Source organism: Kitasatospora sp. NPDC101176 (assembly GCF_044768035.1).
Classification (GTDB): Bacteria; Actinomycetota; Actinomycetes; order Streptomycetales; family Streptomycetaceae; genus Kitasatospora.
The window spans coordinates 70804-94608 of record NZ_JBIWPA010000031.1 but is presented as its reverse complement, the minus strand read 5'-3'; the positions used below and the strand labels follow the sequence as shown (position 1 = coordinate 94608).

The window sequence follows — 23805 nt, the reverse complement described above, 5'->3', positions numbered from 1 at the left end:
TCGCCGTCAGCCCGCTCCCACACGTATCTCGCGTGCCGGACGCTCTGCCGCGAGGGGTGACCATCCGTCAGCAGAACGGTAGGCCCTCTGACCCCGAAGAGCCGATTCCGGTGGGCAAGCCGGGATTTCGACAACGGAGTCGAGAGGGCGACCGATCGCGCTACTTCGTGCACAGTTTCCGATGCGCCGCTGCGTTTCGGCGATCGATGGCGTGATGTCGACCAGTGCCCTTGTCGGCACGCATCGCCCCCGTAGCATGACCGGATGTCGGATTCGGTCGTGCAGGGAGGATCCCATCGGTGCTGCACTTCAGCACGCTCGGATCGCTCAGGGCGCGGCGCGGCGACCGGGAGCTGCGGCTGAACCGGGCTCGGGACCGCGCGGTGCTCGCCGTCCTTCTCGCGAACGCCGGGCGGCCGGTGCCCGTGGCGGAGATCATCGACGGCGTCTGGGGCGAGGAGGCGGACGGGGCGCCGGACCGGGCCAGGGGATTGCCGGCCACCATGTACCGGCTGCGCAGCGCCCTGGCCGGCACGGACGGCACCGGCAAGGGTGGGTCCGGCAAGGGTGGGTCCCCCGACGGCGGCAGTGTCCTGCGGCACGTCGGCAAGGCGTACCGGCTGGAGGCGGACCCGGCCAACATCGACCGCGCGGTGTTCCTAGCCGAGCTCGCCGCCGCCACCGCCGCCCGGCACAACCGGCAGCCCGAGCGGGCCCACGCCCTGCTCACGGCCGCACTCGGCCGCTGGTCCACGCCGGTGGCGCTGGACGGCGTGCCGGGCCCGTTCGCCGAGCACGACCGCCGGATGCTGGCCGGGCGGCGGGAGGAGGCCCGGCTGGCCCGGCTCGAACTCGACGTCGAACTCGGGCTGCCGCTCACCGAGGAACCCGCCCCTGAGCAGGCCACCGTCGTTCCCCGCGCGCTGGCGCAGGGCCGGGCCGGCCGCACCGAGCAGGCCCTCGCCCTGCTCGCCGGCGCCGACTCCGGCAGCGAGGCGGCGGCTCTGGCGGCACGCCTCCGCGACCCGGCCGCGGATCTCGCGGACTGGACGCCCTGGGCCTCCCGGACCGCCCCCCGGGCAGGTTCGTCGGCCGTTCCAACTCCCTCCAGACATCGTGGCATCAGCGCGGGCGGCGGCCAGGTGTCGGCGCAGGTGACCACCAACTTCGGCGGCAACAACTGCACCGAGCAGATCATCATCTGGGACTACACCACCGGCAGTCAGGCGCTCTCCAGCTCGTTCCCCTGCCACTCCGGCCAGTACTCCTACACCTACACCCTCACCAACCCGACCCCGGGCCACGACTACAAGGCCGAGGCCCGCTTCTACTGGCAGCCCGGCAGCGGCTACGACTACCAGCTCAGCCCCGACCTCTGGTACTGAGCCACCGGTCGCGCGGTGACACGGCCCGCCACCCCGTGGGCCCCGCACCCGTGCCGCGTCCCGCTCCCGACACCCACGGGGGCGGGACGCCCCGTTGCCCGGGTGGGGCCGGGTGCTGGGCGTCGGCCACCTCGCGCTTCGGGCGCGTCGGCCGGATGTCAGATCGCGGCACCAGGGGTTCGGGGCCTGGCCCGGGATGGAGCGCGCCGGTGGGCAGGCCGTCCGGTCCCTCGGTGGCGACGCGTCTCGCCGGCCCTGGTCCCGCTCGGGTTCGGGTCAGGTCCGAGTGGGTGGATCCGGGTGCGCGGCCCCAATGCCGGCCAGGATGAGGTCGATGCCGGCCAGGAACTGTTCCCGGTCGTCGTGCTCGGGCAACTGCGCCGCCACCCGGTGCACGAACGGGTATCGAGTGGGATCGAGCTGGGTCCACCGCTGGGCGACCTCATTCAGGAAGGCCGTCCGATCGGTCCGGTGCGCGTGCAGGCGTGCGTTGGCGGCGTTCTGTCCGGCGACGCCGAGGACGTGGATCACGAGCGTGGACGTGGCGTCGAACTGCGCCTCCTCGGGCACGCCGAGTTCCTCCAGCCGGCTGCCGAAACCCTCGAAGATCTGCGGGATCGCGGCCAGCCACGGTGAGCGGGAGAGCTGGGTGCCGACCCAGGGGTGTGCGTCGATCGCGTCGAAGAGTCCGAGTGCGAGGGACCGGACCGCCTCCCGCGGACGCGCGCCGTCAGGCAGATCCGCCATGACCCGGGCGATCACGTCGTTGGTCGCCGCCGCCAGTAGGGCGTCCTTGTCGGCGACGTGCCAGTAGATCGCCCCGCTCCCGGTGGCCAGGTGGGCGGCGAGCGCGCGGAAGGTCAGTGCACCCTCGCCTCCGGAGTCGAGGATCCCGATCGCGGCCTCCACGATCCGTTCCTTCGACAGCGCGTCCGTACGTCGTGCAGCCCGCTGCTTCTCGATGGCCATGAACACAGTTTGACATGAATGGATCGCCGTTCCAACATGGGAATGGAACGGCGTTCCATCCTTCGCCGTCGCTTCGGAGGGACCACCATGACGACACCGGTCACGATCATCGGCGCGGGCCTGGGTGGCCTCACCCTCGCGCGCGTCCTGCACGTCCACGGCATCCCCGCCACCGTCCACGAGGCGGACCCCACCGCCGAGTCCCGCGCCCAGGGGGGCCAGCTCGACATCCATGCGGAGGACGGGCAGCGCGCCCTGGCGGACGCCGGCCTCACCGACGAGTTCCGCGCGATCATCCACGAGGGCGGCGACGCGGCCCGGGTGCTCGACCAGCACGGTGCGCTGCTGCTGGACGTTCCCTCCGGCGGCAGTGCGGTGCGCCCCGAAGTGCTCCGCGGCGACCTGCGTCGGATCCTGCTCGACTCCCTGCCTGAGGGGACGGTGCGCTGGGGCAGCAAGGTCACCGGCATCCGGTCGCTCGGCGACGGCCGGCACGAGCTGACCTTCCGTGACGGCTCGACCGAGAGCAGTGACATCCTGGTCGGAGCGGACGGTGCCTGGTCGAGGGTTCGGCCCCTGCTCTCCCAGGCCCGGCCGGTCTACACCGGAACGACGTTCGTCGAGACCTACCTGCACGACGTCGATGAGCGGCACCCCGAGACGGCCGCACTGGTCGGCCAGGGCGCCATGTACGCACTCGCCCCCGGGAAGGGGATCGTCGCCCACCGTGAGGCGGGTGGCGTCCTCCACACCTACGTCCAGCTGAACCGTTCCGCCGAGTGGATCGCCGCCACGGACTTCACCGACAGCGCGGCCGCGACCGCCCGGATCGCGGCCGAGTTCGACGGGTGGGCGCCGCACCTCACCGCGCTGATCACCGGCGGCAGGTCCGCGCCGGTGGCACGCATGATCCACACCCTCCCGGACGGACACCACTGGGACCGGGTGCCCGGCGTGACCCTGCTCGGCGACGCCGCGCATCTCATGCCGCCGTCCGGCGACGGCGCCAACCTGGCGATGTTCGACGGTGCCGAACTCGGCAAGGCCATCGCCCAGCACCCTGACGACGTCGAAGCGGCGCTCGTCGCCTACGAGAAGGAGCTCTTCCCGCGCAGCGCGGCGTTCTCTGCGGACGCCCACGAGATCCTCGACCTCTGCCTCGGCGAGCGCGCACCGCAGAGCTTGGCAGACTTCCTCGGCGGCCACCCGGAGGGACCGGTCGACGCGGTGGCACGGTCCTGAAGGTGACGGCCGCGTCGTCGAGGCCGGCGAGTCGGCCGCAGCGGTCACGGACGACGCGGTCGAAGCGGGTGCTGCCGGGCTACCGACCTCGGGTCACGCCAGGTCGAGCAACCGCTCGCGCGAGGCGAAGCCGGGAATCGTGTCGGTTCGCTGCGTGCCGGCTGGTCCTTGCCGGCCGGCGCCTCGGGGAGGCGCAGGAGGTGCGGATGGAGTCCTCCTCGCCTCCCGAGCCGTGACTGTCCGCCGCGCGGGTTCCGGTCACCACCGGTCCGCGGCCGGCGACAGGCCTGCGGTGCGCGCGGCGGCGCCCGCCTGGACCGCGAAGAGGCGGTCCCGCGCGTCCTGGTCGAGCGTGTGGAAGTGGCCGTGCGCCTCGAGGGTGACGAAGCCGTGCACGGTGGCCCAGGCCAGCATCAGGGCTTCCGCCGCGTCCGGCACCAGCGGGCTGCCGAGCCGGCCGCGTTCGGCCGTGTCGGCGACGAGTTCGACCATGTGCTCCATCGCCCGCCGGCCGGCCACCACGGTCGGTCCGTCCGGTGGGGCCGCGTACCCGGGCACGGGGGCGCCGAAGATCAGGGCGAAGCGCTCCGGATTCCGCTGCGCCCAGGTGCGGTAGCCGGTGCAGGTGGCCACGAAGCGTCCGTCCAGGTCGTCCGGCGGCACGGTCTCGCGGGTCGCCGTCAACGCGTCCGACAGGCTGTCGTACGAGTCGGCGACCAGGGCGGTGAGCAGCTCGTCCCGGTCGGCGAAGTAGCGGTACAGCGCGGGCGGGGTCATCCCCATGCTGCGGGCGATGTCGGTGAAGCGGAGGTTCGCGGCGCCGCGCTCGACGATCAGGCCAAGGGCCGCGCGCTTGATCTCCTCCACGGTGTCGGCGCGCAGCCGCTCACGGCGGCTCCGCCCGCCGCCCTCGTCGGCCGACCCACCCGTCATCGCCACTCCATCCGCTCGCCGCGTCAGTCACCGCGTCAGTCACCGCGTCAGTCACCGCGTTGACAATCCGTACCCGTCGAGGGAAACGTTACGCTTCGTAAGGCGCGTTATGAAGCGTAACGCTTTGCCGGGGGGCGGAGCCCCTGACGATGCACGGAGGACCACATGCCCCAGGGACTGCGCGAGGACCGGCGGACAGCCGCCGGGGAGAGCGGGCCGCACAGGCCCGGCCCGCTCGGCCGAATAGCCGGTTGGAGCTTCCGGAACAGGGGCCGCACGGTGCTGCTCTGGCTGCTCGCCGCCGTCGCGGCCTTCGGCCTCTCGGCCGGCCTCGGCGCCAAGTACAGCGCCGACTACACCGCGCCCGGCTCGGACTCCAAGCAGGCCCAGCAGCTGCTGGCGCGGGACTTCCCGGGGCTGGGCGGTGAATCGATCAGCCTGGTGCTGACCTCGGACGGCAGCGTGACCGACGCCGCCACCCGCGACCGGGTCAAGGACCTGCTCGCCCGGATGGCCGAGGTGCCGCACGTCAGCGGCATCGACGACCCGTACGGCCCGCGCGGCAAGGTGTCGGCCGACGGCCGCACAGCCCTCGGGCAGATCCACCTGGACGTCGCCGTCGCCCCCGACATGCCCAAGGCGGACACCCAGCGGCTGCTCGACCTGGCCCGCCCCGTCGACGGCGGCCTGCGCGTCCACCTCGGCGGCATGACGGTCCAGCAGACCGAGCAGGGCGCGATCGGCTCGGAGGGCATCGGCATCGCGGCCGCCGCCCTGATCCTGGTGATCACCTTCGGCTCGGTCGTGGCCGCCGGTCTGCCGCTGCTCACCGCACTCGGCGGGCTCGCGGTCAGCAGCGCCCTGCTGCCGGTCCTCGCCGCGATCATGCCGGTCCCGGACTGGTCGACGTCGCTCGCCGCGATGCTCGGCATCGGCGTCGGCATCGACTACGCGCTGCTGCTGGTCACCCGGTTCCGCGAGTGGCGCGCCGAGGGGCTCGAACCCGAGGCCGCCACGGTCGCCGCGCTGGACACCGCGGGCCGCGCGGTCGTGGTCGCCGGCATGACCGTGGTGGTCAGCATGCTCGGGCTGTTCGCGATGGGCCTGTCGTTCATGCGCGGCGCCGCGGTCGCGGCGATCCTCTCCGTGTTCGTCGTGATCGCCGCGTCCGCCACTCTCTTCCCCGCCCTGCTCGGCTACCTCGGACGACACATCGAGCGCCTGCGGCTGCCCCTGCCCCGGCGCCGCGCCGCCCGGGGCGAGAGCCCGGTGGGCGCCGGCTGGCTGCGCTGGAGCAGGCTCGTCGAGCGTCACCGCGTCCTCGGTGCCGTCACCGGGGTCGTCGTCCTGCTGGCGCTCGCCGCGCCGTTCCTGGGTGTGCGTTTCGGCTTCCCCGACGCGGGCAACGACCCTGCCGGGCGCTCGAACCGGCTGGCGTACGACGCGGTGGCCGCCGGCTTCGGGCCGGGCAGCAACGGACCGCTGGTCCTGGTCGCCGAGTTGGCGCCGGGCACCCCCGCCGACGCGACGGCCTCGCTGCCCACCGCGCTGAAGGCGGTGACCGGCGTCACGGCCGTGACCCCTCCGGTGCCCGGCTCCGACGGCCGCTCGCTGCTGCTCACCGTCGTCCCGGACAGCGGTCCGCAGTCCGGCGCGACCAAGACCCTGGTCCGCGACCTGCGCGATCACGTCATCCCGGGTGCGGTCGGCCCCGGCGTCCGGGTGCACGTCGGCGGGGCGACCGCCAGCGCGATCGACAGCACCGACAACATCGCCCGCCGCATCCCGCTGCTGGTCGGCGGCGTGGTCACGGTGTCGATGCTCCTGCTCCTGGTGGCCTTCCGCAGCCTCGCCGTCGCCCTCAAGGCCGCTGTGATGAACCTGCTCTCCGTCGGCGCCGCGTACGGCGTGGTCGCCCTCGTCCTCGAAGGCGGCACCGCCGGCCGGTTGATCGGCATCGACAGCCCCACCCCGCTGCCGGCCTTCGTGCCGGTGCTGACCTTCGCCGTCCTGTTCGGCCTCTCGATGGACTACGAGGTCTTCCTGGTCAGTCGGATGCGTGAGGCCTGGCTGCGCAGCCAGGACAACGCTGAGTCCATCGTCAGCGGACTGGCGGGCACCGCGCGGGTGATCACCGCGGCGGCGGCCATCATGGTCGCCGTGTTCGCGGCCTTCGTCCCGTCGCCCGACCTGCCGATCAAGGTCATCGGCGTCGGCATGGGGTCGGCCATCCTGATCGACGCCACGCTGGTCCGACTGCTGCTGGTACCGGCCGTGATGCACCTGCTCGGCCGCGGCAACTGGTGGCTGCCCACCTGGCTGGACCGCCGGCTGCCCCACCTCCACGTCGAAGGACACACCGAGTTCTACCAGCCGAAGGCCACCCCCGAGGCACCCCGCACCCCGGCGGTGGTCGGGTAGCGGCACCAGCGGACCGCGGGCGCCCGACGACACCCGCGGTCCGCCGTCACGGTGGAAGGCGGCGAGCGGCCTCCATCGGCCGGCGCCCCGACCATCACCTCCTTCGGGTCGCCGCTGCGCTCGTGGTGTTCCTCGGTGGAGGTCGGCAGGAAGACGGTGCAGCCCTTCGCGATGGCGAAGATCACGGCGAAGACGAACACCGGTGCCCAGCCGTCCGGGAAGCCCTGCGGTTTGAAGCCGAGCAGCCCGGCGGGCGGCCCCGCCCGGGCGAGGCCATGATGGGAGAGGCAGACCTCGTACGGGCCACCGACGAGAACAGAACCGAACCCGGGCTTTCCCATGACGGATCCAGGTGAGCGCGCGAATACGGCGTTGCCCGGCCCCGACAGCGTCGACCGGGCCGTGATGAACGCGCTGCTCACCGAGTCGCCGGTCGGGCTGTACATCGTCGACACCGACCTGCGGCTGATCCGGTTCAACACCGCCTCGGCGGGTGTGCGCGGGGTACGGGGTGAGGAGGTCATCGGCCGGCCACTGCGCGAGTTGGCGCCGCTCCTGGTCAACGACACGAACGAGCGAATTCTCCGGAAGGTCGCCGAAACCGGGGAACCGGTCATCGACCTGGTGCAGCGCGGCTCCCCGCCGTCCGATCCGGAGCGGGAGCACGTCTACTCCGTCTCCGCGCTGCAACTCGTGGGCAGCGACGACCAGCAGGTCATCGGTGTGGCCACGATCGTCATCGACGTCACCGAGCGCCACCGGGCCCGGGACAGGCTGGAGCTGCTCGCCCGCTCCAGCGCTCTCATCGGCACGTCCCTGGACGTGACGCGCACGGCGGAGGAACTGACCGAGGTGGCGGTCCCGCAGCTGGCCGACGCGGTGGCGATCGACATCCTCGACCCGGTGTTCCAGGGCTATGCGCTCGCCCCCGGGCCGGTCGGCGACGACGCCACCCTGCGCCGCACCGCATTCCGTTCGGAGCCCGAAGGCCGCCTGCAGCCGGCCTTCCCGGTCGGGACCGTCAACGTGATCTCACCGCCCACTCCCTTCAGCCAGTGCCTGTCCGACCTGCGCCCCCGCCTCGTCCGGGACGTCGAGGCGGCCGAGGACTGGCTGATGCGTGAGCCGCTCAGGGCGGAGCGCATCCGGGCGGCCCACGTGGACTCCCTGGTGGTGGCGCCGCTGGCCGCCCGCGGGGTGATCCTCGGTGTGGCCTCGTTCTACCGCTGGCGCAGACCCGAGTTCGACGAGGACGATGTGACCACCGCCGCAGAGCTCGCCGCCAGGACCGCCGTCTGTGTGGACAACGCCCGGCGGTACACCCGGGAGTCGCGGGCCGCACGGGCCCTCCAGCACACTCTGCTTCCCACTCGGCTGCCCGACCAGAACGCCGTCGAGGTGTCCTACTGCCATGTGCCCGCAGCCGAGGCCGCCGGCTGGTACGACGTCATCCCGCTCCCGGGAGCGAGGGTGGCGCTGGTGGTGGGCACCGTCGGCCGGGACGGCCTCCGGGCGGCGGCCGCGGCCGGCCGGCTGCGGGCCGCCGTCCACACGCTCGCCGCGCTCGACCTGCCGCCCGACGAACTGCTTGCCCACCTGGACGACCTGATGGTTCGTCTCGGCGGGGCGTCGGAGGAGCTCTCCGACGAGGGCACGCCCGTGCGCGGGCCCTCCGGCGCCACCTGCGTCTACGCTGTCTACGACGCCACCAGCGGTGAGTGCGTCTTCGCCCGAGCGGCGCACCCGGCGCCGGAGATCGTCCATCCCGATGGCACCGTCGCGGCCTTCCGCGTCCCGGACGGGCCACGCCTGGGCCTCAACAGGGCGCCTTTCGAGAGCTGCCGCCTGCACCTCCCTACCGGGAGCCTGCTGGCCTTCTACACGCCCGAGCTGCTGCGGTGCCTGCACGGCCGCCCCCGCCGCAGCCTCCAACGCCTTCGGCGGCAACTCGCCCACCCCGAGCGGTCCGTGCAGGAGACGTGCGACGCGACCATCTACTCACTGGTCCAGGAGCGGCCACGCAAGGACGTCGTCCTGCTGACCGCACGAACCTGGCTCCTCGACGGCGACCGAATCGCGTCCTGGACCTTCCCCGACGATCCCGCCATCGTCGCCACCGCCCGCCGCCTGGCCTCCAGCCAACTGGTCACCTGGGGCCTGGAGGAACTCGACTCCACCACGCTGCTCCTGGTCAGCGAGCTGGTCACCAACGCGATCCGGTACGCCGGCGGGAAGGTCCGGCTGCGCCTGATCCACGACATGACGCTCACCTGCGAGGTCTCCGACAGCACCAGTGCGGCACCGCACGTCCGACATCCCCGAGCGAGCGACGAGGGCGGGCGTGGTCTGCTCCTCGTCGCTCAGCTGGCCGATCGCTGGGGAACACGGCAGACGGCGGACGGCAAGATCGTCTGGGCCGAACAGGCCCTTCCGGTGCCCGATACGGCCCCACCCCCGTCCCCCTGAGCTGCCGTCCGGTGGGGTCGCGGCACCAGGCGTGCGAGGCCTTCGAAGCACGGCACCGTCTCGATGTCCGCCTGGATGACCGTGCACCCCCGGCGGGCCTCAGCCCGTCCGAAAGGCTGCGATCCTGGCCGTGCCATGGGCCTGGCGCAGCGCGAACGTGCCCGCCACGCCGCCGAGCTCGTCCCCCAGCTGATGACCCCCGGCCATCAGCTGACGACCGGCGCCGCCTGGCAGCAGCGGCCCAGCACCTACGTGGTCTGCGCCGCCGCTGGTGTCACTTCACGGATCCGGCCATCGCTCCCTGGATGAAGAACCGCTGGAAGCAGAGGAACACCCCCACGGGGACCAGGAGGGACAGGAACGCGCCCGGTGCGAGGACGTCCATGTTGCTGCCGAACTGCCGCATCTGGGACTGCAGGTAGACGGTCAGCGGCTGCGAGTCGTTGCCGGCGAAGATCAGCGCGACCAGCATGTCGTTCCAGACCCAGAGGAACTGGAAGATGCACAGCGAGGCGACAGCCGGTGCGGCGAGTGGCAGGGCGAGGGTGCGGAAGATCCGCCACTCGCTGCAGCCGTCCATCCGCGCCGCCTCCAGGAGTTCGGCGGGGATCTCCAGGAAGTGGTTGCGCATCAGGAACACGGCGAACGGCAGCCCGTAGCCGACGTGGAACAGCACGACGCCGGGGACGGTGCCGAACAGCCCGACGGCGCCCTCGAGTTTGGCGACCGGGATGAGCCCGACCTGGACGGGGACGACCAGCAGCCCGACCACGCCGAGGAAGACGGCGTCCCGGCCGGGGAAGCGCATCCAGGCGAAGGCGTAGCCGGCGCCCGCGGCGAGGGCAACGGTCAGCAGGGTCGCCGGGACGCTGATGAGTACGGTGTTCCACAACGCCTTGGGGACGTCGCCGCCGCCGAGCAGCGCGGTGTAGTTCTGCAGGGTGAGCTGGGCGGGCTCGGTCAGTGCCGTCCACCAGCCTCCGGTGGCGGCGACCTGCTTGGGGCGCAGTGAGGAGACCAGCAGGCCGACGGTGGGTACCAGCCAGGCGACGGCAGCCACGGTCAGCACGGCCTGGACGAGGCCGCTCCGGGTGAGGGCGGCGACCCGGGCCGTGCGCGGCAGTGCGGGCCGGCCGGCGGGCGTCGGTGCGGGCACGGTGGTGGTAGCGGACGGGGCCGCCTGGGTAGTGGTCATGCGCGGCTCCCTCGGAAGCGTCGGACGTTGAGGAGCATCACCGGGACGACGAGCAGCAGCAGCAGGACGCTGAGTGCGCTGCCGAGGCCCTGGTCGTTGCCGCCGCCGAAGGAGACCAGGTAGAGCCGGAGCGCGAGCACGCTCGCGTCCTGCTGCACCGGTCCGGGCGCGATGATGTACACGAGGTCGAAGATCTTCATCACGTTGATGACCATGGTGATGAACACGACGCCGAGGACCGGGGCGAGTTGGGGCACGGTGATGCGGCGGAAGATCTGCCATTCGCCGGCACCGTCGATCCTGGCCGCCTCGATGGTCTCGCGGGGCAGGTTGGCGAGGCCCCCGGCAATGATGACCATGGCGAAGCCGGCCCAGATCCAGATGTAGGCGCCGATGATGGCTGGGGTGATGAAGGCCGGACCGAGCCAGTCGACGCCGCGGTAGGGAGCGGCGAAGTTCGCGGCCGGTATCACCACCGAGGCGGTGGCGGACGGGGCCGCGCCGAACCGGAAGGTACCGTCGGCGGCGGTGGTGGTGGTGTCGACCGTCCGTCCGCCGTCCCGGAGTTGGACGGTGACGCCGGGCAGGCCCTTCTTCCCGGCGTCCAGCCGGCCGGGGTGGCCGCCGCCGCCCGGGACGAAGTCCAGGAACACCGTGCCGCTGACCCCGTCGCCGCCGGCCGGCTCCCGGGCCGTCCGGGCGGTTGCCGGGACCGCGCCGGGCTGTACGCCGACCAGTGGCAACAGCACGACGCGCGTGGGTGCGGGCGCCGCGACGTCGCCGCCCTGGGCTTGGTCGAGGCCGCCGCCGGCGCGTGGGTGGGCGCCCGGATAGGTCGGCTGGTCGTCGAAGGTGTCGTGGACGGCGACCGCGGCGGCGTTGAGCACGCCGCGGTGCGGGTCCGCGTCGTACACCGTGCGGAAGATGATCCCGGCGGCGAGGAAGGAGATCGCCATCGGCATGAAGACGAGCAGCTTGAACGCGGTCGCCCAGCGGACCTTCTCGGTGAGCACCGCGAACACCAGGCCGACGGCGGTCACCAGTGCCGGGGCGACGGCGACCCAGATCGCGTTGTTGCGCACGGCGGTGAGGGTGGCGTGGTCGGTGAAGGCGGTGCCGTAGTTGTCGAGACCGACGAACCGGTGGCCGGAGGCGTCGAAGAGGCTGCGGGCCACCGAGTAGCCGATGGGGTAGACGACGAGGGCGCCGAGCAGCAGCAGGGCGGGCAGGACGAAGAGCAGGGCGAGGCCCCGGTGGCGCCGGAGGGCGCCACCGGATGCCCGGCCCCTGCGGGGTGAGCGCAGAGACATGGTGGATCAGCCCTTGTAGGCCTTGGCCGCGTCGGCTTCGAGCCTGGCCGCGGCGCCCTGGACGTCGGAGGGGTTGGCGATGAAGTCCTGGAGGTCCTTCCACTCGCCCTGGCCCGCGGTGCCACCGAACGCGGCAGGGGCCTGGTCCGACATGTCGAAGCGGAAGGTGTCACCGGCGTCGATCACCGACTTGGCGAACTGCCGGGTGGTGTCGTCGGGGTAGACCGAGGGGTCGACGGCCTTGTCGGGCGAGATGAAGCCGCCGGCCTTGGCCCAGACGGTCGCAGCCTCGGGGCCGGCCAGGAACTCGACGAACTTCTGCGCGGCCTCGGGGTGCTTGGCACCCTTGAGGACGACCGCCGCGTCGCCCGCGCCCATCACCGGGGCCTTGCCGCCGTCCACGGCGGGGAACGGGAACACCTTGGCGTCGACGCCGACCTGCTTCTTCAGCTCGGAGGCGATGACGCCGCCGACGAAGTCGCCCTCGTGGGTCATGGCGGCCTTGGGTTGTGCTCCGAAGACCTCCTGGACGGATGTCGGGAAGTCGGTCTGCAGGGCGCCCTGCCCACCGCCGGCGACGAGTTGCTTGTCGCCGAAGACCTTGCCGAGGGTGGTCAGGGCCTTGAGGACCGACGGGTCGGTCCACGGGATCTCGTGCCGGGTGAGCTTGTCGTAGAGCTCGGGTCCGGCCTGGGAGAGGTACACGTTCTCGAACCAGTCGGTGAGGGTCCAGCCGGCTTGGCCGCCGACCGAGAAGGCCGGGGTGCCGGAGTCGGAGAGCGTCCGGCCGGCCTTCAGCAGGTCGTCGAAGGTGGCCGGGGGCTGGACGCCGGCGTTCTGGAAAGCGCTGGGGCTGTACCAGACGGTCGACTTGTCGGCGGCCTTGAAGTAGAGGCCGTACTGGGTGCCGTTGACGGTGCCGAGGCTGGACCAGATGCCGGCGTAGTCCTTCCTCGCGGCGTCGGTGACGGCGGACGAGAGCGGCGCCAGCCAGCCCTTCTCGGCGAACTGCCTGATCACGCCGGGCTGCGCGACCATGACCACGTCCATCGGGTCGCCACCCTCGATCTTGCTGCCGACCACGGTGGAGAGGTTGTCGCCGGTGGAGGTGTAGCTGACGGTGGCACCGGTCTTCGCGGTGAAGGCGTCCAGCACCTTCTTGAAGTTCTCCTGCTCGGTTCCGCTCCACACGGCGGCGACGGTCAGGGTCTGTCCCTTGAGTTCCCGGGTCGCGGAGTCGGCGGCGGTGCCGCTTCCCCCGCTGCCGCAGGCGGTTGCGGTGGCGGCCAGCACGACGGAGGCGGCCAGGGTGGGCAGAGCGCTACGGAGTCTCATCGTCGAGTCTTCTTCCGTGAGGCGGGTGGGGGGCTTCGTGATGCGGTGAATGGTCAGATAGTGCTGACAGCAGTGGGATTGACCCACCAGGCGGCGGTGGCGGGCGGCAGGAAGCCGTCATCGCAGGGACCGCTGGCCAGCAGGGCCGGACCGACGACCGGGGCCGGCGCGGGAGTGTCGCCGAAGTTGACGGCACACACCAGGCCCTCGCCGCGGACGAACGCGAGAACGCCGGGCGGGGTCTCCAGCCACCGCAGCGGGCCCTCGCCGAGCTGCGGGAGTTCACGGCGCAGTTGGAGGGCGGTGCGGTACAGGTGGAACACGGATCCGGCATCGGCCCGCTGCCGCTCGGCCGTGTGGGCGGCGAACGAGGCCGGTTGCGGCAGCCACGGCGCGGCCGGGCTGTCCGGCGGGCTGAAGCCGAACGGGGCCTCGGCGCCCGACCAGGGCAACGGTATCCGGCAGCCGTCGCGGATCCCGGTCCGGCTACCGGTGCGGTGAAAGATCGGGTCGGTGATCAGCTCATCTGGCAGGTCGATGACTTCGGGCAGGCCGAATTCCTCGCCCTGGTAGATGTAGGCGGCTCCGGGCAGAGCCAGCATCAGCAGGGCGGCGGCCCTGGCCCGGGCGGGGCCGGAGGCCGGGTCCTCCCCCGCGAACCGGCTCACCGTGCGGACCTGGTCGTGGTTGTTGAGCACCCAGGTGACCGTCGATCCGGTGGCGGCGATGTCCCGCACGGCATCGTCGATGACCCGGTGGAAGTGCGCGAGGTCCCACGGCGCGTGCAGCAGGTGGAAGAAGAATGCCTGGTGCAGTTCGTCGGGGCGCACGTACAGCGCCTGCTCGGCCGGCGTGGGCACGGACGCCTCACCGACCAGCAGCCGCTGCCGGCCGTCGCGGACGGTGTACTCCTCGCAGATCGCGCGCCACCGGCGCCAGACCTCGTGCACCTCCGGCTGGTTCCAGGCCAGCGGGTTGACCGAGTCGCGGGTGCGCTCGTCCGCGTCCGGGTCGGGCGAGTCCGGCAGCTCGGGGTGCTTGTACAGCCCGGCCGCCACGTCGATTCGGAAGCCGTCGACACCGCGGTCGAGCCAGAACCGCAACACCTCCTCGAAGTGGGCGGCGACGTCGGGGTTGCGCCAGTTGAAGTCGGGCTGCTCCGGGGTGAACAGGTGGAGGTACCACTGGCCGGGCCGGCCGTCGGCCTCGGTGGCCCTGGTCCACGCCGGGCCGCCGAACATGGCCCGCCAGTTGTTGGGCGGCAGCTCCCCGGCCTCGCCGCGCCCGTCGGCGAAGTGGAACCGCGCCCGCTCGGGGCTGCCGGGTCCGTTGGCCAGCGCCTTCCGGAACCACGGGTGATCACTTGAGCAGTGGTTGGGGACGACGTCCAGGACCAGCTTGAGGCCGAGCAGTCGACAGTCCGTCACCAGGCGGTCGAACTCGGCGAGGTCTCCGTAAACCGGGTCCACGGCGCAGTGGTCGGCGATGTCGTAGCCGTGGTCGTGCTGGGGTGAGACGTAGAACGGGTTGAGCCAGACGCCGTCGGCGCCCAGCTGCCGCACGTGGTGCAGCTGGTCCCGGACGCCGGCGAGATCGCCGATGCCGTCGCCGTCGGTGTCACGGAAGCTGCGCACGTAGATCTGGTAGATCACGGCGTCGCGCCACCAGGCGGGGGTGGCGGGGGTGGTGGGGGCGTGCGGACGTGCGCGCGGCAAGGTGACCGCGTCGCCGTCGGGGAGGGTGGGGTTGGGCATCTCGCTACTCCAACGGTTATGCATTCGCGTTAGGTATAGCAGGCAGATGTCGGCGCTGTTAAGTCTTTGTTCGGTGGAGTTTTCCAGGAGTTGCGAGATGGCATGCCTGGATCAGTCATAGATACGCGTTAGGTACCGCCTGGTAGGAGCCCGCGAAGCAGGGGCTGAGCGCCCCCAGGTCGTCGTCGGCTCAGCCGACGATGGAGCGCAGGTCCGCGGCCAGCCGGGGCAGCGCCGCCCCGGCGGTCCGACGGCCCGACACGACCTCGAACGCCGTCTCGCTGAACGCGAGGCTCAGCTGCTGGTACTGCGGCACGCCAGGGCGCGCCCCGGCCGCCAGGATCGCCGTGCGCAGCACGGGCAGGTACGGGAACCTGGCCGTCAGGTCCGGGTCCGCGTAGAGGTCGGCCCAGACCGGCGGCAGCCCGCCGTCGGTCAGCACGCGGTACTGCGCCCGGCGGCTCGTCAGGAAGCCGATCAGTGCCCGGGCGGTGCGCTGGCGCCGGGAGAACCGGCTGACCGCCAGGCCCGAGCCCCCCAGCACACCGCTGCCGGGCCCGTTCGGCCCGGGCAGCGGCACCACGCCGAACCGCCCCTCCACGGGGGACCCGGCGGCGCCGACCGCGTGGTAGACGTACGGCCAGTTCCGCAGGAAGAGCAGGCCTCCCCGGCCGAAGGCCGCGCGGGACTCCTCCTCCTGGTAGCCGAGCACCTCCGGTGGGATCCAGCCGTCGCGCACGCCCCCGGCCAGGAACTCCAGTCCGGCCATGGCCTGCGGGCTGTCGACCACCACGGTGCCGTCGCCTGCCAGCAGGTCTCCTCCGGCCGAGCGGATGGCCTCCAGCGCGTTGACGGCGAGGCCCTCGTAGGGGCTCAGCTGCCCCGCGTACCCGGACAGCCCGTGCGCGGGGGCCAGCGTCCGTGCCTGCCGCGCCAGTTCCGCCCAGGTGGTGGGCGGCTGCTCACCGGCGGCAGCCAGCACGTCGCTCCGGTAGTACAGCAGGGCGGCGTTGGCGACGAACGGCACCGCGTACAACCGCCCGTCGTAGCGTCCGGTCCGCACGACCGGCGGCAGGAAGCTGTCCAGTGCGAAGTCCGACTCGTCCAGCGGCACGGTCCAACGCTCAGCCGCGAACTCGGCCGTCCACACCACGTCGAGGTTGAGCACGTCGAAGCGGTTTCCGCCGGCCGACAGCTCGCCGGCGAGCTGGGCGTGCACCTCGTCCGCGGCCTCGGGCAGCTCGACCAGCTCGGCGGGCTGGTCCGGGTGCTCGGCGTTCCAGTCGGCCAGCAGCCCCCGCAGGTAGCGGGTGGTGTCCCGGCCGGTGGCCAGCGTGACCGGCCCGACGCCCTCCGGGTCGCCCGCCGCCTGCGCACCGCCGGCCAGGCCGTACCAGGCGGAGGCACCCCCGGCCGCGAGCACCGCCGCCCCGCCCACCAGCGCGCGCACCACGCGCCGACGGCCCGCGTCGGGCCCGGTGGGCGGCCGGTTGTCCATGGAGCTCCTTCGATCCGCCGGCACGGGTGGGCGCCGACGTACGTCCCTTTATACGGCCTCCCTGCTGGTGGGGACCCGTCTGCCCGTACTGTGTGACCGAGGTGTAACCAGCGAACAGGGACGAGAAGGAAGAGGTGACGCCCGGTGCGCCATCAGCTGCTGGCGCTGCTGGCCCGGCAGCCCGCCTACGGGTACGAGCTCAAGCAGGGGCTTGAGCAGACCTTCGGTGCGGCGTACCCTCAGCCGAACATCGGCCAGATCTACGTGACCCTGAGCCGACTGGAGAAGTCCGGACTGATCCGCGGCACCGAGGTGACGCAGGAGGGCAGGCCGGACAAGAAGGTCTACGAGATCACGGAGAAGGGCACCGAGGAACTCGCCGGCTGGTTCGAGGCTCCCACCGAGGGGCCCCGGGTCAGGGACGAGTTCTTCATGAAACTCATCCTGGCCGAAGGCACCGACCTCGCCGACCAGCTGACGCTGATCAACAACCAGCGCCGGCACTGCATCAACACGATGCGCGGACTCAACAAGCTGGCCGCCACCGAGCGCGGCAACCGGACCTCGCTGCTGCTGATCGAGGGTGCGGTCCTGCACCTGCAGGCCGACCTCGACTGGCTGGAGCGTTGCCAGGAGGAACTCACGTGACCGGCTCGGAGCCGATACCGCCGCTGCTGGCCGCCGACGGCGTGGTGCGCTCGCACCTGAGCGGCTCGACCCTGATACCGGCGGTCAGCGGCATCAGCCTGCGGATCGACCGGGGCGAGTTCGTCGCCGTCACCGGCCCCTCGGGCGCCGGCAAGTCCACCCTGCTGCACATCCTCGCCGGCCTGCTGCGGCCCGACGGGGGCGAGCTGTGGCTCGACGGGCGCCGGGTGGACCGACTGCGCGAATCCGCCTGGGCCCGCCTGCGCCGCCGGCACTACGGCATCGTCTTCCAGAGCGGCAACCTGCTCCCCGACTTCTCCGTCGCCGACAACATCGAACTGACCGCGGTGCTCGCAGGCATGTCCGGCCGCACCGCCCGCGAACGCCGCCGGCAACTCCTCGAAGACCTCGGCCTCGCCCACAAGGCCGCCGCCGGGCCCGGTGAGCTCTCCGGCGGTGAGCGCCAGCGGGTCGCCCTGGCCCGCGCGCTGGTCAACCGGCCGCAACTGCTCCTCGCCGACGAGCCCACCGGGAACCTCGACAGCCGCAGCACCCGTGATGTCCTCGCCCTGCTCAGCCGATACCACGAACAGGGCACCACCATCGTGCTGGTCACCCACGACGCCAGGGCGGCGAGCACCGCCGACCGCGTCGTCAGCCTCTTCGACGGCCGGATCGCGGACGACGCCAGGGTGGAGGAGCCCCCGGCCGCGCGGCGCGCCGTCGGGGTCCGCGACATCATCGATTTCGGCGGGTGAGCCGGTGCCTGCCATCCTCCGCTGGATCCGTGCCGACCTGCGCTCGCACCGCCTCCACGCCCTGCTGATCGTCCTCGCCACCGGCGGCACCGCTGCCGCCCTCCTGCTCGCCGGCACGCTGCTCGGCGCCGCCGCCGACCCGTGGCAGAGGCAGTTCCATGCCGCCGGTTCACCCCACATCCGGATCGACCTGCGCCCGTCCGCGCCCGCCCGGGGCAGCGCCGACGAACCCTCGGCCGCCGTGCTCGCCGGCGAACCCGGTGTGCTCGCCGTCTCACCGCCCCAGCACACCGCCGAGACCACACTGGCCGGCCGACGCGCCGACGGCGCCACCACCGCGGGCCCGCCCGGCCGCACCACGCTCGTACTGCGCGGCGACGACCCGGACGCGGCGCGCCCGCTGCTGCGCTCCGGCACCTGGCTCGACCCGGACGACATCCACGGCATCGTGCTCGAACAGTCTGCGGCCGACGCCGCCTGGGCCCACCCCGGGGACCACCTGACCGTCCTCGACGCCCGCGGCGGCCTTGTCGACCTCCAGGTCCGCGGCATCGCGGACAGCCCCGACCAGCTGCCCAGCCAGGCCGCCGGCTACGACCTCGGCTGGGCCCCTCCTGCCACCCTCGACCTCGTGCAGCCGGACCGGGCGGCCCAAGGACTCACCCTCGGCCTGCGGCTGGCCCACCCCGCCGACGCCGGGTACACGGCCCAGCGGGTGGTCAGCGTCCTCGGCGCCGAGCGGGTCTCCCGGATCACCACCTGGCTGGACGCGCGGGCCGCACGGCAGCAGGACAACCGGCTGGCCGGCCTGCTGCTGGGCCTCAGCGGACTCGCCGCACTGCTCGCCGCCGCCCTCGCGGTGGCCGGCGCGGCCGGCGGGCGGATCCGGGCCAGGACCGGCGACATCGCCCTGCTCAAGGCGCTCGGTTTCACCGCCGGCCAGGTCGCCTGGATGTTCATCGCCGAACAGCTCCTGCTGGCCGGCACCGGAGTGCTGCTCGGCGCCGGCGGGGCCGCGATCGCCGTCCACACCGTACCGGCCCTCGGCGGCGGGACCGACGCGCTCCACGGGCTCGTCCCCGGCGGCACGGCGACCACCGGGGCCGTGGTCGCCGCCGCGCTCCTCGCCGTCGGAGCCGCCGCCGCACTGCCAGCCCTGCGGGCCGCCCGCGTCGCCCCCGTGCCCCCGACCGACGGCACCCGGCCACCCGTCATGACGGCCCGGCCGGTCCGGCTCGGCCCACTCAGACAGCTGCCGCCGGCCCTCGTGTTCGGGCTCGGCAGCGTCCTGCGCCGGCGCTCGGACCTGGTGGGAAGCGCCCTGCGGCTGACCGTCCCGGTCGTCGCCGCCACCCTGGCCCTGAGCACCTGGACCACCCTCGACGCCGTCACCCGGCCCGACGGCGGCGTCACCGTCCCGTCCGTCACCGCCCGCCGCACCACCCCCGATCAGACGCCCGGCGACGGACGGCTCGCCGGTGCCCTGGCCGCCGACGCCGCCGTGCAGGGCGTCTACCCGGGCACCGAGATGCAGGCCCTCGCGCCCGGCCAGTCCGCGACGCTCACCCTCCACGCCGTCGGCACCACCGACGCCCCGTACCCGTACACCGTCGTCGAGGGCCGGGCAATCCACGCCACCGACGAGGCCGTCGCCGGACAGGGCGCCCTCGACCTTCTCGGCGCTCGGGTCGGCCAGTGGGTGCGGCTCACCACCGGGAGCACCCCGCGCATCCTGCACATCGTCGGACGCAATCTCGAACCGCAACACGGCGGCCGCGTCCTGTCCACCGGCTTCGACACCCTCGACCGGCCCGGCGACCCCACCCACCCCGACTTCTGGCAGCTGACCCTGCGCCCCGGCGAGGACCCGGCAGAGGTCCAACGCGACCTCCCAGCCCGCGCCGGCCTCGCCGGGCAGACGGAGATCCGCCTCCCCGCCGGCCCGGTCACCCGGCCCGGCGCCCTGCGGGCCAGCGTGGTCGGCCTCCTGCTCCTGCTCGCCCTCATCGGCCTGGTCGACCTGCTCACAACGGCCACCGCCGGCTTCCACGAACGCCGCCGGGACCTCGGCCTGCTCAGGGCGATCGGCCTGACTCCGGGCCAGTCCGCCCTCGTGCTCGCCGTCCGCGGGACGGCCATCGCCCTCATCACGGTCACCGTCGGCTCGGCCGTCGCCATCCCGCTCGTCCGCCGGCTCATCGACCGGCAGGGCGAACTGAGTGGCATCGGCGCGGGCATTGCCCGCGCGCCCTCCACCTGGACGGTCCTCGCCATGGCCGCCGTCTGCGCCACGGCGGCCGCCGCCCTCTGCGCACTCCCGGTGCTGCGCATCCCCCCGCCCACCCTGGCCCCGGACGGCTCCGGCCGGTAGACCTCCCCGGCCCCACACCTGCTCACCACCGGTTCCATGCTCGCCCTCCCGCCCACGGGTTGTTCGGCGATGGCGTCGACGGCTTCGCGGGCTCCGGCCTCGGTGACGTGACCCGTCGACGACCTGCGCCTCGGGGTGGAGAGGGTGGCCGTCGTCGGCCACGGCCGATGGCCCGGCTGCTTCGAACCCGCACCGCATCGCGCGCCGAAACCGCATCGAGGACGACGGGCACTACCTCCCGTCCGAAGCCCAACTACTTTGCGCACCGGGACCGGTGGGCAGCGATCAGGTCGCGGTACCAGGCGTACGACGCCCTGGGGTTGCGCTTCTGCGTGGCGAAGTCCACGTGGACGAGGCCGAAGCGCTGGTGGTAGCCCTCGGCCCATTCGAAGTTGTCGAGGAGGGACCAGGTGTAGTAGCCGTGGACGTCGATGCCTTCGGCGACGGCTTGTGCGAGGGCGTCGAGGTGGGCGGCGAGGAAGTCGATGCGGGGTTGGTCGGGGGTGGTGGTCTCGTCGACGGAGCAGCCGTTCTCGGTGACGGTGACGGGCGGGAGTGCCGTGCCGTAGGTGTCGCGGAGGCCGAGGAGGAGCCGGCGGAGGCCGTCGGGGACGACGGGCCAGCCGAAGGCGGTGTGGGGGACGTCGGGGATGTCGACGAGGTCGAAGGGGAGGCCCGGGTCGGTGGGGGCGGCGATGCGGGTGGGGTTGTAGTAGTTGAGGCCGAGGCCGTCGAGGCCGGGGGAGTGGATGAGGTCGAGGTCGCCGGGCCGGACGGCTCCGAAGATGTCGTCGGGGACGCCGAGGGCGGCGAGGTCGGGGTAGCGGCCGAGGAGGACGGGGTCGGTGAACAGGCGGTTGTGGAGGGCGTCGTAGGCCGCCGCGGCGGTCGCGTCCGCGGGCGAGGGGGTGGCCGGCTCGACGGGGGTGAGGTTGTTGGAGAGCATCACCTCGAGGCCGCGCTCGTGGAGCAGCGAGGCGGCCAGGCCGTGGGCGAGGAGTTGGTGGTGGGCGGCCGGGAGGGCCTCGAACATCAGGGTGCGGCCGGGGGCGTGGATGCCCATCGCGTAGCCGAACACGGTGTGCACGAAGGGCTCGTTGAGGGTGATCCAGGTGGGGACGCGGTCGCCGAGCCGGTCGGCCGTGACGGTGGCGTACTCGGCGAAGCGGTACGCGGTGTCGCGGTCGAGCCAGCCGCCGCGGTCCTCCAGGGCCTGGGGGAGGTCCCAGTGGAAGAGGGTGGGCAGCGGGGTGATGCCGGCTTCCAGCAGGGCGTCCACCAGCCGGTCGTAGAAGGCGAGTCCGGCGGGGTTGACGGCGCCGGCGCCGGTGGGCTGCACCCGGGGCCAGGCGATGGAGAAGCGGTAGCCGTCCAGTCCGAGGCCCTTCATCAGGGCGATGTCCTCGGGGTAGCGGTGGTAGTGGTCGCAGGCGACCGCCCCGGTGTGCCCGTCGCGGATGACCCCGGGCCGGACGGTGAAGGTGTCCCAGACGGACGGCCCGCGCCCGTCCTCCTCCACCGCCCCCTCGATCTGGTAGGCGGCGGTGGCGGCACCCCAGCGGAAGCCCGCCGGCAGGTCGTAGCGGTCCGGCATGGCAGCCTCCAGGTGAGCTTCCGATCCAGGAACATGAGGAGTGCTCATGTTAGCGCTGCGGCGCCGAATCGCCAGAGGCAATCAAGAGCGCGCGGAGGCCGCCGATCGACACCGGCAGGTGCAGGTGCGCACACTGACGGCGCGGTTGGCGAGGGAGCAAGTGGATCACTGATGCTTCCGTGAAGCCGGAGCGCTGCAGACCGGCACGGAGCTCACCCTCTCGGAGCCGCGAAGCGGGCACATCAAAGGATGAATCGAGACATCCTTGTTTCAATAGAGGCACCATCGGTTCTCTTTGGCGCGGGGCCGCCCGCGCCGAGGCAGGCGGCCGGGCTCAGCCCTGAATCCCCCGATCGCCCCCCTCACAAGCGGCACATGGCAGCACATGGCGGAACCGCATGGCTCACGTGGGCGGACAGTGCGTCGTTCAAGGCCGGCCGACGGGCGCAGGAGCGTGTCCACCGACATCCTCGTAGTCAGCACGTAGCGGACCGTGGATCGGTGGACAGCCATGTCGATGCATCGCCGACGCTTCCTGAAGGGCGTTGGCCTGGGTTTGCCCGGCCTCGCCCTGCTCTCGTTCCTGTCCGCCTGTGACGACAGCGGCGGCGATGGGGAGGAGTCCAGTCCGCCGGGTTCCTCCGGACGCCAGAAGGTGATCGTCGTCGGAGCCGGTGTCAGTGGCCTGGGCGCTGCCCGCTACCTGGCGGACAAGGGTCACGACGTATCTGTACTCGAAGCGCGCACCCGCGTGGGTGGGCGCATCTGGACCAGCTTGCAGTGGCCCGGGGTACCGCTCGACCTGGGCGCGTCGTGGATCCACGGCATCGACGGCAACCCGATCACCGACCTGGCCCAGCAGGCCGGCGTACGCACCGCGGTGACCGATCCAGCGAGCTCCACCGACTACGCCCCCGACGGCCAGGAGCTCGATGGCACCCAGACACAGGCCCTGAAACGCTGGCAGGAGGAGACCGCGAAGGCACTGTCGACGTTCCAGAACGACGACAGCAAGGACGAGGCCCTCCGCACCGTCGTGCAGGACGCACTCGGGTGGCCGAACCTCTCGGACCCCGACAAGACCCTGATCTCCTACGCACTCAACGACTACGAGCACGAGTACGCGGGCAGTGTCGACCAGATGTCCGGACTGTACTTCGACGACGATGCCAAGATCAGCGGCAAGGACGTCCTCTTCCCCGAGGGTTACGGCGCTGTCACCGACTACCTGGCCAAGGGACTGCCGGTGCGGACCGGGCAGGTGGTCAAGCAGATCGACTGGACCTCCGGCGGTGTCACGGTCAGCACCGGCCAGGGCACCTTCCAGGGTGACCACGTCGTCGTCACCCTTCCTTTGGGCGTCCTGCAGAGCGGGGCGGTCACCTTCGGTCCGGGGCTGCCCCAGAACAAGACCACAGCCATCAGCACGCTGGGCATGGGTGTGCTCAACAAGTGCTACCTACGGTTCCCGAAGGTGTTCTGGCCCGACACCGACTGGATGACCTACGTCCCGGGCCTGAGCCATTACGGCCAGTGGGAGCAGTGGATCAACGTCGCGCGTGCCGACGACCAGCCCGTGCTGCTCGGCTTCAACGCCGCCGACCTCGGCCGCACGATCGAAAGCTGGAGCGACAACCAGATCGTCGACAGCGCCATGACCACGTTGAAGACCATCTTCGGTGGCGACATCCCCGCCCCGACCGATTACCAGATCACCCGCTGGGCTTCGGACCCCTACGCCTTGGGCTCGTACTCGTTCAACGAGCTCGGCTCGACGCCCGACATGCGTGACCAGCTGGCGGCCGCCGTCGACGGACGTGTTCATTTCGCCGGAGAGGCGACCAGCCGCCAGTCCTTCGCCACCGTTCACGGCGCCTACCTGTCGGGAATCCGCGCCGCCAAGGAGATCGCCGGCTGACGCCTCCT

Annotated in this window: 17 protein-coding genes; 8 read left to right on the top strand and 9 right to left on the bottom strand. The window is 72.3% G+C overall.

The annotated features are described in order from the left end of the window. Positions 1–299: 299 nt before the first annotated feature. Positions 300–1385: a BTAD domain-containing putative transcriptional regulator gene (locus ACIRS1_RS31195; RefSeq protein ID WP_402845502.1), complete on the top strand. Its 1086-nt coding sequence runs from the start codon at positions 300–302 to the stop codon at positions 1383–1385. Between the two features lie 276 nt (positions 1386–1661). On the opposite strand, the gene ACIRS1_RS31190 is transcribed toward ACIRS1_RS31195, so the two are convergent. Then, positions 1662–2354, bottom strand: coding sequence for a TetR/AcrR family transcriptional regulator C-terminal domain-containing protein (locus ACIRS1_RS31190; RefSeq protein WP_402845500.1), 693 nt, complete (start codon positions 2352–2354; stop codon positions 1662–1664). A gap of 87 nt (positions 2355–2441) precedes the next feature. Between ACIRS1_RS31190 and ACIRS1_RS31185 the strand changes: the two genes are divergently transcribed. Continuing rightward, positions 2442–3596 (top strand): FAD-dependent oxidoreductase, encoded by a 1155-nt coding sequence (locus ACIRS1_RS31185; protein ID WP_402845498.1) that lies wholly within the window; start codon positions 2442–2444, stop codon positions 3594–3596. A 258-nt stretch (positions 3597–3854) separates the two neighbouring features. Here the strand turns inward: ACIRS1_RS31185 and ACIRS1_RS31180 are convergent, their stop codons facing one another. Next, positions 3855–4529 carry a TetR/AcrR family transcriptional regulator gene (locus ACIRS1_RS31180; protein WP_360223123.1) on the bottom strand — a complete coding sequence of 225 codons (675 nt, stop codon included), beginning with the start codon at positions 4527–4529 and terminating at the stop codon, positions 3855–3857. Positions 4530–4694: 165 nt separating this feature from the next. Between ACIRS1_RS31180 and ACIRS1_RS31175 the strand changes: the two genes are divergently transcribed. After that, complete coding sequence (locus ACIRS1_RS31175; RefSeq protein WP_402845495.1) at positions 4695–6950, top strand: MMPL family transporter; 2256 nt, start codon at positions 4695–4697, stop codon at positions 6948–6950. On the opposite strand, the gene ACIRS1_RS31170 is transcribed toward ACIRS1_RS31175, so the two are convergent. Then, positions 6896–7291 carry a hypothetical protein gene (locus ACIRS1_RS31170; protein ID WP_402845494.1) on the bottom strand — a complete coding sequence of 132 codons (396 nt, stop codon included), beginning with the start codon at positions 7289–7291 and terminating at the stop codon, positions 6896–6898. The two genes, ACIRS1_RS31175 and ACIRS1_RS31170, sit on opposite strands and share 55 nt — an antisense overlap. Before the next feature lie 31 nt (positions 7292–7322). Here ACIRS1_RS31170 and ACIRS1_RS31165 point away from each other — a divergent pair, with 31 nt between their 5' ends. Further along, positions 7323–9416, top strand: coding sequence for a SpoIIE family protein phosphatase (locus tag ACIRS1_RS31165; RefSeq protein WP_402845493.1), 2094 nt, complete (start codon positions 7323–7325; stop codon positions 9414–9416). A gap of 274 nt (positions 9417–9690) precedes the next feature. On the opposite strand, the gene ACIRS1_RS31160 is transcribed toward ACIRS1_RS31165, so the two are convergent. The 5 genes from ACIRS1_RS31160 to ACIRS1_RS31140 form a co-directional block, all read right to left on the bottom strand. After that, complete coding sequence (locus tag ACIRS1_RS31160; RefSeq protein ID WP_402845491.1) at positions 9691–10611, bottom strand: carbohydrate ABC transporter permease; 921 nt, start codon at positions 10609–10611, stop codon at positions 9691–9693. Continuing rightward, on the bottom strand, positions 10608–11921 hold the full coding sequence (locus ACIRS1_RS31155) for a carbohydrate ABC transporter permease (RefSeq protein ID WP_402845489.1): 1314 nt from the start codon (positions 11919–11921) through the stop codon (positions 10608–10610). The genes ACIRS1_RS31160 and ACIRS1_RS31155 overlap by 4 nt, the downstream gene beginning before the upstream one ends. Before the next feature lie 6 nt (positions 11922–11927). Then, the gene (locus tag ACIRS1_RS31150) at positions 11928–13256 is read right to left on the bottom strand and encodes an ABC transporter substrate-binding protein (protein ID WP_402845487.1); all 1329 of its coding nucleotides are present in this window, start codon (positions 13254–13256) and stop codon (positions 11928–11930) included. A 53-nt stretch (positions 13257–13309) separates the two neighbouring features. Continuing rightward, entirely contained in the window at positions 13310–15010 is a 1701-nt protein-coding gene (locus ACIRS1_RS31145) for a glycoside hydrolase family 13 protein (protein ID WP_402845486.1), read from the bottom strand. 190 nt (positions 15011–15200) lie between these two features. After that, positions 15201–16508 (bottom strand): ABC transporter substrate-binding protein, encoded by a 1308-nt coding sequence (locus tag ACIRS1_RS31140; RefSeq protein WP_402845484.1) that lies wholly within the window; start codon positions 16506–16508, stop codon positions 15201–15203. Positions 16509–16652: 144 nt separating this feature from the next. Between ACIRS1_RS31140 and ACIRS1_RS31135 the strand changes: the two genes are divergently transcribed. The 3 genes from ACIRS1_RS31135 to ACIRS1_RS31125 are packed head-to-tail and all read left to right on the top strand — an operon-like array spanning position 16653 to position 20285. After that, positions 16653–17156 (top strand): PadR family transcriptional regulator, encoded by a 504-nt coding sequence (locus ACIRS1_RS31135; protein WP_360217492.1) that lies wholly within the window; start codon positions 16653–16655, stop codon positions 17154–17156. Further along, a complete protein-coding gene (locus ACIRS1_RS31130; RefSeq protein WP_402845481.1) occupies positions 17153–17914 on the top strand; it encodes an ABC transporter ATP-binding protein in 762 nt (253 codons plus the stop codon). Before ACIRS1_RS31135 ends, ACIRS1_RS31130 begins: the two co-directional genes overlap by 4 nt. Before the next feature lie 4 nt (positions 17915–17918). Beyond that, positions 17919–20285, top strand: a complete 2367-nt coding sequence (locus ACIRS1_RS31125; protein ID WP_402845479.1) for an FtsX-like permease family protein — start codon at positions 17919–17921, stop codon at positions 20283–20285. A 253-nt stretch (positions 20286–20538) separates the two neighbouring features. Here the strand turns inward: ACIRS1_RS31125 and ACIRS1_RS31120 are convergent, their stop codons facing one another. Next, the gene (locus tag ACIRS1_RS31120; RefSeq protein WP_402845477.1) at positions 20539–21879 is read right to left on the bottom strand and encodes a GH1 family beta-glucosidase; all 1341 of its coding nucleotides are present in this window, start codon (positions 21877–21879) and stop codon (positions 20539–20541) included. A 511-nt stretch (positions 21880–22390) separates the two neighbouring features. Here ACIRS1_RS31120 and ACIRS1_RS31115 point away from each other — a divergent pair. Continuing rightward, positions 22391–23797, top strand: coding sequence for a flavin monoamine oxidase family protein (locus tag ACIRS1_RS31115; RefSeq protein WP_402845475.1), 1407 nt, complete (start codon positions 22391–22393; stop codon positions 23795–23797). Positions 23798–23805 lie beyond the last annotated feature (8 nt).